Genomic DNA, 14329 nt, shown 5'->3' with positions numbered 1-14329 from the left:
TTGTGCTTTTATTTCCTAAAAAATCGTGGAAAACAAACACGGTCTTGTCTTTGTTTTCCACGATGATATTAAAATTATTCAAGCTCTATATCTTTCCCCAATGAAAATGAATAGATAATTTTTTCCTTTACAGGTTTCTGAAGCAGCTGCGACAGCGCTTTTGCATAGTATTCTAACTGGAGTGCATACCGCCTGCGCAATTCGTCTTCACCGCCTTTTTTTGACACCTTATCCGTTTTGTAATCCACCAGAATAAGACTTCCATCTTCTTCAAAATATACATCAATAACACCCTGGATCAACTGTCCGCCATTGTTTTTATCCGGCTGGTTCGTATCGTCCTGTTTTGATTTATCAGACTGTTCGGATAAATCAATAAAGACAAACGGTTGTTCCGTATGAAAAACACCTGCCTGTTTTGCCCGTTTCATCCGTTCAAACAGTGGATTTTTCATAAATGCAACAATATCGGATACACGGATACTGTCCGCCTGCTGTTTGGTAAGCTTTTCTTCCTCTACAAGCCGCTTTAAAAATGCTTTTACAGCAGTATTTTCTGGTTCTGTATCATAGTCCATACATTCCATCACGCGATGATATGCTGTACCTCTCCGGCTTCCCTGTAACGTCTTTTTCCTGCCTGCGATAAATTCCGGCAATAATTCATCTTCATTTTGTTCATCCACTGCCTGTTTTAAGCTTTCCGGCATATAGGCGGTTTCTGCAAAATCCGAATCCTGCTGCATTTTCTTTAATTCCGACACTGTGACCTTCGGTTTCATAACCGGTTCATCGGCATACGGATAATCCGGCATTTTTTCTAATTCCTGTCCTGCCGGATTCTGCTGCCCAGTGCCATTTCCGGCATCATTCATCTCTGCCTTTGCAACTTCTCCTGCTTCCGCTGCCTGCCGCATATCAGACTCCGCCTGCCCTGCTTCTTTTGAAATATCCGTCTCTGCCTGTGATACTTCCATTGAAATATCATCACTTACCTGCAATTCTTCTTTCTTAAATTCCACAATCTGAAACGTCCCTTTACGCAGATTCTGCGGCAGCAATACTGCCGGCATGACCATATCAAAATAATTTTTCAAACCGGCTTCATACGAGTACGAATACCAGCCTCCGGCAAGCAATTCATCTGAAACCGCCTGCCAGCCCTCTACTGCTTTTTGTGCGTCTTTTACGGTGCCAATCATATACAGCTTTTCCCTCGCTCTTGTCATGGCAACATACAGCACACGCAGTTCCTCGCTGATTGTTTCCTGTATAAGCTTTTGTGATACCGCTGATTTTAACAGAGTCGGATTCTTGATACGTTTATCTAAATGTACCACATTTGTTCCGACACCAAAGTCCGTATCCAGGACCACTTCCCCGCGGGAATCCATCTGGTTAATGCTCTTTCCCATTCCTGCCAGAATGACAACCGGAAATTCCAGCCCCTTACTTTTATGAATACTCATCACACGCACCAGATTTTCATTTTCACCAAGCACGGAAGCTTCCGCAAAATCCACCTCGTATTTTTTAAGGCGCTCAATATAGCGCAGAAACTGAAACAGTCCGCTGTAACTGGTCTTTTCAAATGCCGCCGCCTTTGTATAAAGCATATCCAGATTTGCCTGCCGCTGAGTACCTGCCGGCATTGTTCCGGCATAGTGGTAATATCCCGTATCATACATCAGCTCCCACAAAACATCACTGACCGGATAACGCTCTGCCTTTTCCCTGAAACTGTCGAGTTGTTTTAAAAATTGCACGACTTTTTTATCATCGCTTTCCTGCATGACGTCATACAAATGCTTTGTGGTGTCTTTCATGCGAATCTGTGTGAGTTCTTCCGTTGTAAATCTGCCAAAAAAGGACAGCATGACCGCCGCCATGGGAATATCCTGCAGTGGATTATCTATTACGGCAAGATACGATAACAGCAGTTTGACCTCACGCACATCAAAATATCCTTCTGACGTGTCACAATATGCCGGAATATCTTCATTCATCAGCACATTGACAAATGTATCCGCCCAGCCGCTGACAGTCCTTGTCAGAATCACGATGTCACTGTAACGGATTCTCCTGTAGCCGTTTTCGGCATTTTTATCATAAACCATATAAAAACTGCCGTCTTGCTTTGGCTGTGTCAGCCGTTGAATCAAAGCCGCGGCAGCAGCGCCTTCACGCTCTCTTGCGGAACGGTCTTCGTCCTCCGGGGAAAGTTTTTCCTGATTCATATCAATCATATAAATCATCGTATCCGGATCATCTGCAAATGTCATCGCATTTTCATTCTGCGCCTGATATTTCGGATACTCAAACCCGGCATTTAACCTTGCCCTGTCATCATACTCAATCTCTGCAAAGTACGGATTCATCGCCCTGTAAAAAACATCATTCGTACATTCAAGTACATTTTCGCGGCTTCGGAAATTGGTCTGCAGTTCAATCCTGACATTCGGACTGTCCGTATCGGTATATGTACTGTACTTATCCATAAACAGCTTCGGACACGCCAGACGGAACTTGTAAATGCTCTGCTTCACATCACCCACCATGTAGATATTGTTATCCGCTTCATTGTATTTTCCCTTAGATACCGCAGTCAGAATAACCTCCTGAAGCATATTACTGTCCTGATATTCGTCTATGAGAATCTCCTCGTAATATGCACTTAAATCATCTGCCGCTTTGGTGTATTCCATGCCGTTTTCTGTTTTTTTGACTAAAATATTTAGTGCCATATGCTCCATATCGTTAAAATCAATGACATTTCTTTCACGCTTTTCTGTATCCATGCGCCTGTAAAAATCCTGTGCGAGTGTCATCATCATTTCAACTGCCGGTTTATTTTCCCGGATATCCTCTAATAAATTTGCAAATTCCTTTGTAAATAATTTCGCCTGTAATGTCTTTGTCACATAAGCCTTATATTCATCGCGGATTTGCTTGACTGCTGCCTTCTTTACCTCTGAAATGTCCTTACTGCGGCTTCTTCCCAACGTTTCAAAAGACAGCAGGCGCACTTTACGCACCAGTTCTTCATAACTCTGTGTATCCAGAATCTGACGGATTCCCGCATGGTCAGACTGTACTGCTGCTGCATACATCAGCGGTCCATCCGGCTCATTGCAGATACTTTCCAGTTTTTCATACTGTCTGTCATAGTCTTTAAAACGTCTTCTGACCGTATCAAAAAGATAACTGATTGCGGCATTTTGTTCTGCCGTGTCGATATCTGCCTGCCTGTAAATGCACAGGCAGTCTTTAAACCATTCCTCCGGCCACGGATAGCTTCTTGCAAAGCGGTATAATTTTAAAATAATATCCACGATTTTCGTATCGTCACGTCCCGTTCCATACGCATCGACAAAATCAAAGAACACCTGATTTTCAGAAGCATAATATTCCTCCAGCATCTCCTCCATAACATCATTTTCAAGCAGCTTCATTTCACCTTCATCCGCAATCCTGAAACCCGGATCTAATTCAATATCCGTAAAATAATTGCGCACAATATTTAAACAGAAGCTGTCAATCGTCGTAATCGGGGCATTGTGAATCAACGTCATCTGACGGATTAACCGCTCGTTTCCCGGATTCTCCTGAAGCATTGCATCAAGTGTCTCCCGGATTCTCTGCTTCATTTCCGCCGCCGCCGCCTTTGTAAAGGTTACAACGACCATTCTGTCCACGTCTGTGCCATCTTCTGCCGTGATTTTTCGGATAATGCGTTCTACCAGCACCGCCGTTTTACCCGAACCTGCGGCGGCAGCAACTAAAATATTACAGCCGTTTGTCCGGATTGCCTTGAACTGTTTTTCTGTCCAGCGGTTTGCCATTTTCATCAACTCCTTCCCTGATTTTTTTCCATATTTCCTCATCACTGAATGTCTTTAAGCTGCGTGACTGCCCTCCCGGAATATCCGGTGAAAAACCGCATACCGCATGGTACGGACAATAGGTACAGGCATCTTCCTTCTGCGTGTGGTACGGATTAACGTCCACATTTCCACCAAAAATTCCCGCCGCCATATCTGCCGACTTTTCGGTGACATAGTCTGTGAGCTGTTCAAACTTCTGCGTGCTGTAAATGTGGCTTCGCATATCCAGCTCCCCGTTTGATTTAAACGCAACCGGAATAACCGCCGACTTTCCTCCGCGGTCATCCATTTTACGGATAATTTCCGTATCCTCATTGACAACACCTTTCATACGCAGATTTTCCAATATCATTTCATCAACGGCTTCACGATAATCTGCATCTTCTTCATCGGGCATGCTCTGTACTTCTATAATCGGATTGTCAATATTGTAATAAAGAATCCCCGCCGGAATAATATTCTTATCCGGATGCCGTTTTTTTTCAATGCGCTGTGCCGCCTTCATATATGTTACAAGCTGTAATTTTAAGCCGTAAAATGTCTTTAACAAATCAAAATCCGATTTGCCGGTTTTGTAATCCACCACGCGCACATAAACATTGTTATCATCTTCACAAATATCAATGCGGTCAATTTTGCCCTGCATATAAAGCGACTTGTCACCAAGTACCTCATGCTCATCAACTAAAAAGTTCATTTCATATGCATCGGGTGCAAATTCACCGCGCTCTAACTGCTTTCCGATTGCCCAGACCGTCCTGTCCGCCAAATCGGTGAGCCTTTTAATCATGTATTCGTTACGGCTGTTATCCTTTAAAATGGTGTTGCCGTACTCTGCAGCAATCCGCACAACGCTTTCGGATACGCGCTTTTTTCGTTCTTCATCGGATAACAGGGAAAAGGATTTTTTCTCCTCTTTTAACTGCCGCGACACATCTTCCAAAACACCGTGCAGAACCGTACCGAAATCCTGTACCGCAAAACGGTATTCTTCTCTTTGTGAAAGCTTTAAGCCATATTCCAGAAAATACGCAAAACGGCAGGAAGCATACGTTTCAAATGCCGAAATACTACCCTTTAGCTGTGTTCCGTATAACAAAAGCGCCGCATTTTCACTCAACGTCTTAATATAATTTTCCGTATTCCACTCAATATCCTGCTTCGGAATCTTTAAATAGACAAACTGTCCATCCTGCCCGTCGGCATCCGTTATGCGCACATCCGGAAACATGCGTCTTACATTACGGATTAAATATGACGGAAGTGCCGTCTTTCCGTCACTGCTTTTTTTTGCATACGATAAATACAGCCGGTGTGAAGCCTTTGTCATCATCAGATACAGATAAAATTTCTGTATAAATGCTTTTTCCCTTGCAGAAGGTGACAGTACGATTTCCTGTGCTTCCAGTATACTGCGGTCGGTTTCCGACAGCACACTGCAATTTTCATTTTTCTTTGGCACAACACCGTCATTGACTCCCGCAAAAAACAGCACTTTGACATTGTCAAGACGTGTTCTTTCGATATCACCAATCATCACACAGTCGGAGGTCGGCGGAAGCAGTCCCACTTTCATTTCTTCAAAGCCCGCCGCTACAATCCTGTTAAATTCCTTTAATGAAACATTTTCTTCACCGAGCAGTTCCACAATCCTGTCAAACAATTCAAGCACCTTTGCATAGAGCTGTTCATATTCATTGCCGGCAGGTTCACACTCCGAAAGCGCCTTTATCTGCTCGGCACTGTGCAGAGCCGTCACAAATTCATAAACGGCTGTGACATATGCCCGCACATTGGCTTCTTTATCCTTTAAAACCGCCTCCAGATTCAAAAACGGCGCCATAATCTGCTCCCGCAGGGCATTTAACGTTTCCAGTTCCGGCTGGTACGTGCTTCTTTTCATTTTCTTTTTCCACGGTTCATGCCATGCACGGCTGCCGCGGATACCTACCGCCAGACAGTAATTTTCCAGCATATCGATGTCATGTCTTGAAATGCCGGTCAGCCCCGTACGCAGATATCGGAACATCGTGTCATACGGATATCCTTTTTCTACAATCTCCAAGGCACTGCAAAGCATTTCCACATACGGATTGGCGGCAACAGAGCGTTTATAATCCAAAAACGCCGGAATGTCATTTTGTTTCATCATATTGGCGGCAACTTTTCCGTATGTTTCCAAATCTGCCGTAACAACGGCAATATCACGATAACGAAAGCCCTCTTTTCTTGTCAGCTGTAAAATCTCGGATACGATATACTGCAATTCCTCTTTGGGATTACTACCCTCGTAAATGCGGATATTTTCCGGTGTACCGGTGTACACCCCGCCCTTATAGCGGAACAGATTTCTTTCAAGATATGCTAAGTCCTTCGCACCCTCATAGCGGTAATTGATGTCCCTGTCCACGCACACGGTATCGTCAACGTTGATTCCTTCTTCCTCACAAATCGCAATTAGACGGTTCATCATCTCTTTACTCATAAAAAACAGGTTGTTCCAGCCTTCATGTCCTGTCGGACGTTCCTTTTTATCAATCGTTACTGATATTTTAATACCTTTGCTGTATACCAGCAACAGACGCATGAGTTTGTACTGAATCGGTGTAAACCCGGTAAATCCATCAAAAATAATTTCCGAACCGGCAATCAGCTTTGATTTTTCCACCAGTCCGCATAATACGTCTAAAATTTCCTCAGACGTAATATAATTGGTTGACAAAAATGCCATAAATTCTTTGTAAACCAGACGGATATCTTTTAATTTTGCGGAGAGCTGCTGCTTTTCTTTGACATTCTCTCCGATTTCACCAAGCTGCTGCGGTGTAATACCATATTGAAGCAGTTCGGAAATCACGGATTTTAACTCCGAAACAAAACCTGTTTTTTCAATACTGCTGCCAAAGTAATCCAGCTTTTTCTTCTCTTTTTCAAGTACGCGCCGTACAATCAGGTTCTTTCCGGTATCGTCTAACACCGGACGGTTTCCGCCGCCCAGTTCTTCAAAAACCTTGTATGCAAGGCGTTCAAAGCTGACAACATCAATATTTAAAATTCCCTTGCGTGAATGCATATGCACCAGTTTTTTTTGTGTTTCCATAGTATATTGTTCAGGAACAACCACAATAAAATTGTCATGCGGTCTTCTGACAGATTCTTCACAGACTAAACGGCTTAAATATTCTGATTTTCCTGCACCGCTTCCCCCTGTAATAAACTGTAAGGACATATTTCCCTCATTTCTGCCGGACCTCCGGCGATTATTATGTCATGATTCAATCATTTTCTGCATATAGTATACCATCAATGATAACAATTATGGAAGTGTGTGGATATGAATTCAAAGACAAAAATTATCGTTTTACACCGCCGTGAACTGCTGATTGGTGCCATTGCCGCGGTGATTGCCATTCTTTTACTGATTTTTATGATTTCATCGCTTGCAGGCGGCTCTAAAGATGCCGCAGCCAGCTCTGTCAACGGTGCCAAATCTGTTTCTGCGGGTGTTTCCGCCTGCTATACACCGGGTGTTTACAGAGCCGGTGTTTCTTTAAACGGCAACGCCGTAGATATCGAAGTGACAGTCGATAAAAACCGTATTCAGAATATTGCACTCGTAAACTTATCCGAACCGGTTACAACGCTCTACCCTTCTTTGGAAAGCACCTTTTCCGAACTGTGTGCTTCCGTAATTGAAAGCGGTTCTACCAAAAATATTACATATCCCGCTGAGAACAAATACACCGCTACAATGCTTCTGAATGCCATTCAGACAGCACTCGATAAATGCACGATACAATAAAAAGGCTGTGGCACGCAATCAGGATTTCTGATTTTTGTGCCACAGCTCTTTTCCTTTTATGCACCAAAGTAGCTGACTTCTTCTGCCTGTTCTACATTGTAAAATCCGGCATAGCCGCGCTCCTCTAATTTACTTAAAAACTTACCGGTCTTTTTCGGTTTTATATAAAGGGATGCAATCATGCCTTCACTTCTTAACTTTTCAGCTGTCTTGACAGCTTCTGTTAAATGTCCGTCTTCATATAATACGGCAATCTTTTTACTGCCGTCCGGAATTTCAATGCCGTTCTGCATAAGGATAGAGAAAATACGCTCAAATCCGATTGAAAATCCGACTGCCGGAATGGACTGGTTTAAGAACTTGCCAATCAGATTGTCATATCTTCCACCGCCTGCGATTGCGCCCTTAAAGTCAATGCTTTCCACTTCAAAAACGGTTCCTGTGTAGTATCCCTGTCCTCTGACCAGTGATAAATCAAAGACCACATCGTATGCCCCTGCTGAAAGTGCCTTCACTGTTGTCATAATCTTTTCAAGACTCTCTGCCGGTTCTTTATCTTCCAGCATATCCTTTAAAGAATCCAGACTAAAATCATTTTTTTCAAGGAACTGTGTAAACTTTGTAATGGCTTCTTTTGCAAATCCTTTTTCTGTCAGTTCTGCTTCTACACCGTCCATGCCGATTTTATCCAGCTTATCAAATGTAATGCACACACTGTCTAATTCATTTTCCGCAAAGCCCATCTGCATTAATACGGCACGTAACAGTCTTCTGTCGTTTAACTTAACTTTGAAATTCTTCATGCCGATTGCCTGTAATGCCTTTGTGGTTGTTAAAATCAGCTCGATTTCCGAATCGTTGGATTCTGAACCGATAATATCAATATCACACTGGATAAATTCTCTTAATCTGCCCTTCTGCGGACGTTCTGCACGATACACACGATCCATCTGGATACATTTCATCGGAAGTGTCAGCTTGTCTTTATTATTCGCATAATATCTACTGAGCGGCAGTGTCAAATCATAACGCAGTCCCATATCCGCAAGCACATTCTCATTTTCCGAAGTCACGCCTGATGCCAGTGCCTTATCCAGCTTGTCGCCGCGCTTCATAATCTTGAAAATGAGGTTCAGATTTTCTCCGCCATCACTTTTATCCAGATTTTCAATATCTTCAATTACAGGTGTAATAATATGTTCAAATCCATTGGCAAGATAGACTTCAAGAATCTTCTGCTGTAAATAATCCCTGATTTCCACTTCCTTTGGAAGATAATCGTTTGTTCCTTTAACCGGTGTAACCTTCATAATTGCCTCCTAGACTTTTCCTTAAACTCACTTCTTCTTATCATACCATATCCGGCATTTGAAATACAAGGTCTTTCACACACTTCTTTGCGCCCTAAGCACACGGTCATCACACGGTTTCTTTTTTACGGTTTAAATAAGACACTGCCGAAAGTGCCGCAACATTGCCCTGTCCCGCCGCTTTAATATACTGATACGGCGTTCCCGCAATATCGCCGCAGGCAAATAATCCCGCCACATTCGTTTCCATCTGCAGATTGACGGCGGCATGATTTTTTTCGGTCTTTAAGCCCGGAACGAGCTGTCCCGGAAAGACGGCTTCCCGTAAAATGAAAATGCCGTCCACCGGATACAGCTTTCCGTCAGTCTTTAACTGCTCCACTTTCATCGTGCCGGTAATCTCTGCCGGCTTTTCCGTACAGATTTCAATGTTACCGGAAAGCCCCGGCAATACAGCTTCTTTGCCCATTGGAAAGTATAACACTTTTCCCACAATTTCCGCTAAATACTGTGCTTCCTCAACGGATTCTTTAGTATATCCGATAACTGCGACCGTCTTTCCTTTAAAAAACTGTGCATCACACGTTGCACAATAGCTGACGCCGCGTCCCAAAAATTCATTTTCACCCGGAAACGGCTTATCCGCCGTCATGCCGCAGGCTAAAATCACGCTGTCTGCCCGGTACTGCTCCTGTCCTGCCTGAATGGCAAAATAACTGCCCATTGCATAAACGGCATGAACTCTTTTTTTCGTAACCGCAATCTGCAATTCGTCCAAATGTCTTTTATATGCCTGTGCCAGCTCCTCTCCCGAAACGGCAGGCAGTCCCGGATAATTTAAAATCCGGTGTGCTTTTGCCACCTTACTGCTCACCGGCTCAGCGCCGAACAAAAATATCTCTTTATTTCTGATTTTTGCGGTAATAGCGGCAGAAATGCCCGCCGGTCCTGTACCGATAATCGCAATGTCCGCAGTCTTTATATCCTGTGCCACTTGTCATGCTCCTTTCACTTTTTTGCATTTTCCTTCAGTGCTTTTCAAATTTTTTCGCACCTCTGCACCATATTACTCTGTTAGTATATTGCAAAATATGTATGTCATACCCGTTCTTATCCGCAATCCACGGTAATTTTCGTATCCGATAAAAATCTGTTCTCTGTCCGTGTCCTCACATATTTGCACTTACCTTAATTATAAATGGAATACCACCGTTGCCACATTAAAGTATATCAGTATTGAACAGGTATCCACAATCGTTGTAATCAGCGGCGATGCCATAATTGCCGGGTCAAAATGCAGCTTCTTTGCAAGCAGTGGCAGAATACAGCCGATAAGCTTTGCAAAAATAACTGTAATAACCAGTGAAATTGAAATGACAACCGCCAGTGAAAAGTTCTTATACATCAGCAGGATTCTAAGCCCGTTTGCCAGTGCCAGAATCACACCGACAATAATTGAAATCCGGAATTCCTTAAACATCACCTTAAAAATATCACGAAAGGTAATTTCTCCCAGTGCAATCCCACGGATAATCAGCGTGGAACTTTGTGAACCGCAGTTACCGCCTGTATCCATCAGCATTGGAATAAAGGATACTAAAATCGGCACTGCCGCAAACGCATTTTCATAGTGTGTGATAATCACGCCCGTTGCCGTAGCGGATAACATCAGCACCAAAAGCCACACAATTCTGTTTTTGGCATGTGTCAGCACCGGTGTTTCAAAGTAAGATTTTTCACTCGGATTGACTGCTGCCATGAGTGACATATCCTCTGTCGCTTCATCAACCACAACATCGAGTGCATCATCGACCGTGACGATTCCGACCATACATTCATCGGTATCCAGAACCGGAAGTGCCAGCAAATCATATTTTGAAAATAACTGTCCGACCTGCTCCTGGTCATCGCCCGTATGCACAAAAATAATCTCTGTCCGCATAAGTTCTTCAATCGTTTTGTCGTCATCTGCCACCATTAAGTCTTTGGCGGTCACAATGCCTACCAGTCTGCGCGCTTCAAGCACATAGCAGGTATAAATCGTTTCCTTGTGGATTCCTACTTCTTTAATATGTGCCATTGCCTGCTTTACGGTCATGGTGCGCTTGAGTGACACATATTCTGTTGTCATAATGCTGCCTGCGCTGTCCTGCGGATAATCCAGCAGAATATTAATCTGCGCACGCTTCTGCGGATTGATATTGGATAAAATCCTTGTTACGACATTTGCCGGTAAATCTTCCAGTAAATCCACGGTATCGTCCATAAACATATCGTCTATGATTTCTTTTAATTCCGTTTCCGTGAAAGCATCAATCAGACAGCTCTGTGTTGCATTGCTCATATTGGCAAAAACTTCGGCTGCCTTTGCTTTCGGAATCAGACGGAATGCCTGTGCAAGTTCCTTTTCTTCAAATTCTGACAGCAGTGAGGCAATGTCTACTGCATTCATCACATTTAAAATGCTTCTGATTGCTTTGAATTCTCTTGCTGCCAGAAGTTCCATAAAAATGTTCTTCTCCATTTTCTATGCTCCCTTCTGTCGTATCCGTATTCTGTAAATTTTCCGAATGATAACTGACGCCCGAATCCATTTGCCTCACCTCCTTTAATACTAAAAAAACTCCGTCTGACGACGGAGTTTGAAATTCAATCTTAATCTTTGCGCACCTGTTTCTTTATCTGGCGCTGTGCTTCCGTCGTCCAAGCTTTAGCATCACAGGGCATATTAGTTGCATTAGGTTATGCCTTAAACCGACATAGCCTGCTGACCAACGATTTGTGTCTCCACAAATTTGCGGCAGCAACCTTAGGAAAATCCAAATCCCTGTGGTAACCTCACCTACCGAAGTATTTCGTTTTTTTCATTATAGACACAGAAAATAAAATCTGTCAACTGCTTTTTTCGTAAAAATCATACTTACCGTGTTTTTTCTTCGTCCATAAAATAAAGCCTTGCGCCGAAATCCGGGAAGTAACGCACTTCATCATTCAGTCCCGTTGCACAGAATGCCTGCTTTAAGCGCACACCGCAGTACATCAGCGTATCGCCGAATACATTGTAGTCCTCCCGCTCACCGTTTATTTTAATCCATTTGGCAGCGAAGTGCTGTATCAGGGAATCCTGACGGATATGCACCGGCGATGCGGTGTTGACCAAATCCCCGAAATCCTTAATATTGTACTTTAACGCACGATTGTAAAAATGATACCGCTTTTCAGGGTCTAATCCCTTTGCATAAAAGCATGTATGCGGCGTGTTTGCCACCGCAAGTTTATTCATCAGCAATCCGACCGCTTCGGAAGTATCTTTTTTGACACAGTTCCACTCCATCAGACTGCCGCCGCCCGCCGACAGTACACTGCTGTCACGGATATCCCTGTCCGAAAAACTTCTGCCGCGGTAAAAAATTCCCCGCTGGAACAGCTCCCGCTTTTCTTTATACAAGGTAATCTGTGCTTTCACCGCCTCAAGTTCTTCTTTGGACATATCACAGAAATTACATTCATAACCCAAATTCCCGAAAGCCGCCACGGCAAAGCGTGTTTCAAGCGGCGTGCGGCGCAGTGTCTGGTGATTCGGGCTTGCTGAAACGTGTGAACTAAGCACGGACGGCGGATAGCCGTAAGTGTAATTGTTCTGAATCTGCGCGCGGCTGACCGCATCTGTATTATCGCTTGCCCAGATTTGCGGAAAATAACACAAAATGCCGAGGTCAAAGCGGTTGCCGCCTGCCGCACAGCCTTCAAATAAAATATCCGGAAAACGTTTTGTCAATACGTCCATGCAGTGATACAGCCCGCAGATATAGCGGTGTGCCGCTTCACCCTGTCTGTCCGGCGGCAGATACGGTGAATAATCATCACTGAAAATCCGGTTCATGTCCCATTTGACATAAGAAATATCCGCACCGGAAAAAACACGGCTCATTTCTTCAATGACAAATTCCTGCACCTGCGGATTGGCTAAATCTAAAATCCGCTGGTTTCTGCCCTCGGAATGATTCCTGCCGGGAACGGTAGCTGCCCAGTCCGGGTGCTTTTCATACAAACGGCTGTTGACACTCACCATTTCCGGTTCTACCCAGATACCAAAATCCAGTCCAAGTGCTTTGATTTTCTGCGCAATTCCCAAAAGTCCGCCCGGCAGCTTCTTTTCATCGGCATACCAGTCCCCAAGGGAACTCTTATCGTCATTCCGGTTTCCAAACCAGCCGTCATCCATGACAAACAGTTCGATTCCCGCTTCTTTTGCCGCCTTTGCAAGGCGTAGCAGTTTCCTTTCGTTAATGTCAAAATACGCCGCTTCCCAGCTGTTTAACAGCACCGGGCGCAGTTTCCGTTTCCATGTGCCGCGAACAACATGCTCCTGCACAAAATCATGCAGTTGGTGACTCATTTGATTATAACCTGATGCCGCATAGGTCAGCACCGCTTCCGGTGTTTCAAAAACTTCACCTGTGCCAACCGTAAAGCAGAAATTTTTCGGCTGGATACCGGAAACGATTCTTGTACGTCCTGCCTGCACCTCTACAGCTTCATAGTGACTGCCGCTGTAAATAAGATTTATTCCGAAACACTCTCCGGTGTCCTCGGTCGTTTCTTTTCTGCCAAGCATGATAAACGGATTGGCACGGCTCGATGACGTTCCCGTAAAGGATTCATTGACATATTTTCCGGTTTCAAGCACGGCTTCACTGCGGTTCATTTCCCGTGTCCATGCGCCGTGAAATGTTGAAAGCACATAGTCTGCCCGGTGTAAATCAAGCTGCATGCTCATCAGCCGCCTAAGCTTCACAGGCTGTTCTCCTTCATTTTTAAAAACAGCGCGCCTTGTAATCACATCGCAGTCTTCGTATACGTCATAATACAGTTCCAGCTTTGTTTTTCCTTCTTTGTCTGCCAGAACGACCTTGAGCTGTTCGGATTTGCCGTTTTCATCATATGCACCCGGAAGTGTCTGCAAGCCGCATTTTGTTTCGGAAATCTGTGCGCTCTCAAACAAAAAATCCTCCGTTGTACTGCCATCCGCACATTCTGTTTCAATAAACGGTTCACGGATATCGCCTTTTCCGTAAGATGACATTTCAAGACAGCAATCCTCCAATGAAAGATTTTCAAAACTGCTGTCATACGCAATCGTATTGCCCGGAAGAAATGCCCTTTTTTCCATCATTACGGTCTGCTGTGCATGAATCCGCCTTCCATAATACAAATGCTCCAGATGTCCGCTCTCCATGACACAAAATACATAAGACGTATGCCGTGTATGCAGTGCATACAGATTTTTTTCTATCGTAATCATATCGGAAATCCTTTCTTTATCATATATA

Annotated in this window: 7 protein-coding genes and 1 riboswitch; of the genes, 1 reads left to right on the top strand and 6 read right to left on the bottom strand. The window is 43.9% G+C overall.

Annotation, left to right across the window (positions count from 1 at the left end):
- Nucleotides 1-74: 74 nt before the first annotated feature.
- Both addA and LI288_RS03980 read right to left on the bottom strand, forming a co-directional pair.
- On the bottom strand, nt 75-3848 hold the full coding sequence (addA, locus tag LI288_RS03985) for a helicase-exonuclease AddAB subunit AddA (protein WP_227089513.1): 3774 nt from the start codon (nt 3846-3848) through the stop codon (nt 75-77).
- The gene (locus LI288_RS03980) at nt 3787-7113 is read right to left on the bottom strand and encodes a PD-(D/E)XK nuclease family protein (RefSeq protein ID WP_227089512.1); all 3327 of its coding nucleotides are present in this window, start codon (nt 7111-7113) and stop codon (nt 3787-3789) included. The genes addA and LI288_RS03980 overlap by 62 nt, the downstream gene beginning before the upstream one ends.
- Nucleotides 7114-7218: 105 nt before the next feature.
- Between LI288_RS03980 and LI288_RS03975 the strand changes: the two genes are divergently transcribed.
- Nucleotides 7219-7686, top strand: a complete 468-nt coding sequence (locus LI288_RS03975; protein ID WP_227089511.1) for a hypothetical protein — start codon at nt 7219-7221, stop codon at nt 7684-7686.
- A gap of 56 nt (nt 7687-7742) precedes the next feature.
- Here LI288_RS03975 and hisS read toward each other — a convergent pair whose 3' ends face one another.
- From hisS to LI288_RS03955, 4 genes are all read right to left on the bottom strand, one after another.
- Nucleotides 7743-8996 (bottom strand): histidine--tRNA ligase, encoded by a 1254-nt coding sequence (gene hisS / locus LI288_RS03970; protein ID WP_022432853.1) that lies wholly within the window; start codon nt 8994-8996, stop codon nt 7743-7745.
- A 109-nt stretch (nt 8997-9105) separates the two neighbouring features.
- Nucleotides 9106-9990, bottom strand: a complete 885-nt coding sequence (locus LI288_RS03965) for an NAD(P)/FAD-dependent oxidoreductase (protein ID WP_227089510.1) — start codon at nt 9988-9990, stop codon at nt 9106-9108.
- A gap of 198 nt (nt 9991-10188) precedes the next feature.
- The gene (gene mgtE, locus LI288_RS03960; protein ID WP_227089509.1) at nt 10189-11520 is read right to left on the bottom strand and encodes a magnesium transporter; all 1332 of its coding nucleotides are present in this window, start codon (nt 11518-11520) and stop codon (nt 10189-10191) included.
- A 163-nt stretch (nt 11521-11683) separates the two neighbouring features.
- Nucleotides 11684-11853: riboswitch (M-box (ykoK) riboswitch) on the bottom strand.
- Nucleotides 11854-11916: 63 nt separating this feature from the next.
- On the bottom strand, nt 11917-14301 hold the full coding sequence (locus LI288_RS03955; protein ID WP_227089508.1) for an alpha-galactosidase: 2385 nt from the start codon (nt 14299-14301) through the stop codon (nt 11917-11919).
- Between the last annotated feature and the right edge of the window lie 28 nt (nt 14302-14329).

Origin of the sequence: Lachnospira pectinoschiza (genome assembly GCF_020564355.1) — a bacterium.
GTDB classification, from domain to species: Bacteria; Bacillota; Clostridia; order Lachnospirales; family Lachnospiraceae; genus Lachnospira; species Lachnospira intestinalis.
This window is presented reverse-complemented; position numbering and strand designations above follow the sequence as displayed.

Bases quoted from the DNA above. Each gene is read 5' to 3' on its own strand.
- hisS (WP_022432853.1), bottom strand. From the start codon at position 8,996: ATGAAGGTTACACCGGTTAAAGGAACAAACGATTATCTTCCAAAGGAA.
- LI288_RS03980 (WP_227089512.1), bottom strand. From the start codon at position 7,113: ATGTCCTTACAGTTTATTACAGGGGGAAGCGGTGCAGGAAAATCAGAA.
- LI288_RS03975 (WP_227089511.1), top strand. From the start codon at position 7,219: ATGAATTCAAAGACAAAAATTATCGTTTTACACCGCCGTGAACTGCTG.
- mgtE (WP_227089509.1), bottom strand. From the start codon at position 11,520: ATGGAGAAGAACATTTTTATGGAACTTCTGGCAGCAAGAGAATTCAAA.
- addA (WP_227089513.1), bottom strand. From the start codon at position 3,848: ATGAAAATGGCAAACCGCTGGACAGAAAAACAGTTCAAGGCAATCCGG.
- LI288_RS03955 (WP_227089508.1), bottom strand. From the start codon at position 14,301: ATGATTACGATAGAAAAAAATCTGTATGCACTGCATACACGGCATACG.